We start from the raw sequence: 1,811 nt of genomic DNA on the forward strand, positions 1-1,811 counted from the left end.
GGGCGCGCCGCGCTCAGGCGCCGATCGCGACCACGCGCGGCTTTGCGTAGCGCTCGGCGGGCGCGAAGCGGTCGATCAGCGCGCCGAGGGCCGCGGGCGCCACCGGCGGGCTGAACAGATAGCCTTGCAGCGCGTCGCAGCCGGCGGCGGCGAGCAGCGCGCGCTGCTCCTCCGTTTCCACGCCTTCGGCGACCACGCGCAGGCCCAGGCCGCGCGCCAGGCCCAGGGTTGCATCCACGATGATCGAGCTCTTCGGGTCGCGGCTCAGGCCATCGACGAAGCTGCGGTCGATCTTCAGCTTGGTGAGGGCGAAGCGGCTCAGGTAGGCGAGCGAGGAGTAGCCGGTGCCGAAGTCGTCGAGCGCGACGCTCACCCCCATGCGGCTGATCGCCTCGACCTGGCGCGCGCCGTGCTCGCTGTCGCTCATCATCGCGCTCTCGGTGAGCTCGAGCTCGAGCTGGCCGGGGTCGATGCCGGTGCGCTCGAGCACCTCGCGCACGCGCTCGGGCAGGCGCCCGCCCGCGAGCTGGTGCGCGGAGACGTTCACCGCCACGCGCACCGCCGGCAGGCCGGTGTCCTGCCAATGGCGGACCTGGCGGCAGGCGGTCTCGAGCGCCCAGTCGCCGATCGCGACGATCAGCTCGCTCTCCTCGGCCACCGGGATGAACTCCGCCGGCGACACCCAGCCCAGCGCGGGGCTGTTCCAGCGCAGCAGCGCCTCCACGGTGCGTACGCGGCCATCGCGCACGCACACGATCGGCTGGTAGTAGAGCTGCAGCTCGCCGCGCGCGAGCGCATGGCGCAGCTCGCTCTCGACCTCGATCCAGCGCCGTGCCCGGGTGTCCATGCCGGCGGTGAAGAAGTGCAGGCGGTTGCCCAGGCCGTGGCGGATCTGCGCACGCGCGGCCTCGGCCGCCTGCAGCAGGTGCTCGGCGTCGGCGCCGTCCTGAGGATGGACGCTGATGCCCAGGCTCGCGCTCATGTGCAGGAGCTGGCCGTTGACCGTCACCGGGCGGGCGATCTCGTCGAGGATGCGTCGCGCGAGCGCGGCCAGCGCGTCGGCATCGGTGAACTCGGTGATCAGCACGAGGAACTCGTCACTGCCCAGGCGGGCGAGGCTGCTGCGCCGCTTCAGGCAGCCGGCGATGCGCTCGGCCATCACTTGCAGCAGGCGGTCGCCGGCGTCCTGACCGAGGCTCTCGTTCACCCGCCGGAAGCGGTCGAGGTCGAGCAGCAGCACCGCGGCCTTGCCCTCGCCGGCGGCGGCGCGCTCCACCGCCTGCTGCAGCCGCTCCATGAAGAGCTGACGGTTGGCGAAGCCGGTGAGGGGATCGTGGTGGGTCAGGTAGTCGAGCCGGGCCTGGTCCTGCTTCTCGCGGCTGATGTCGCTGAACATGCCCACGTAGTGCGTGGGCAGGCCGTCGGCGCCGCGCACCGCACGCAATGCCAGGCGCTCGGGGTAGATCTCGCCGCTCTTGCGCCGGTTCCACACCTCGCCGACCCACGAGCCGCGCGTGACCAGCGCGTCCCACATGCCGGCGTAGAAGGCGGCGTCGTGGCGGCCGGATTTGAGCACGCGCGGATTGAGCCCGAGCACCTCGGCGCGCGCATGGCCGGTGATGCGCTCGAAGGCCGGGTTGCAGTCGAGGATGTCGCCGGCGAGGTTGGTCACCACGATGCCTTCGTGCAGGCCCTCGACGACCTCGCCCCAGATGCGCAGGTGGGCCTCGCGGGCACGCAGGCCGTCCTCAGCGTGGCGGCGGGCCCGGCGCCCGCGCGCCTCGACCAGGCCGCGCGCCAGCGCCGGGGCG

1 protein-coding gene is annotated in these 1,811 nt (G+C 73.0%); it reads right to left on the minus strand.

All coding sequences use genetic code 11. From position 1 onward, the window contains the following. Positions 1-13 precede the first annotated feature (13 nt). On the minus strand, positions 14-1,811 hold a 1,798-nt coding region (locus tag C665_RS19435; RefSeq protein WP_004328935.1), incomplete at its 5' end, for a putative bifunctional diguanylate cyclase/phosphodiesterase.

The organism is Thauera aminoaromatica S2, from assembly GCF_000310185.1.
Taxonomy (GTDB): domain Bacteria; phylum Pseudomonadota; class Gammaproteobacteria; order Burkholderiales; family Rhodocyclaceae; genus Thauera; species Thauera aminoaromatica.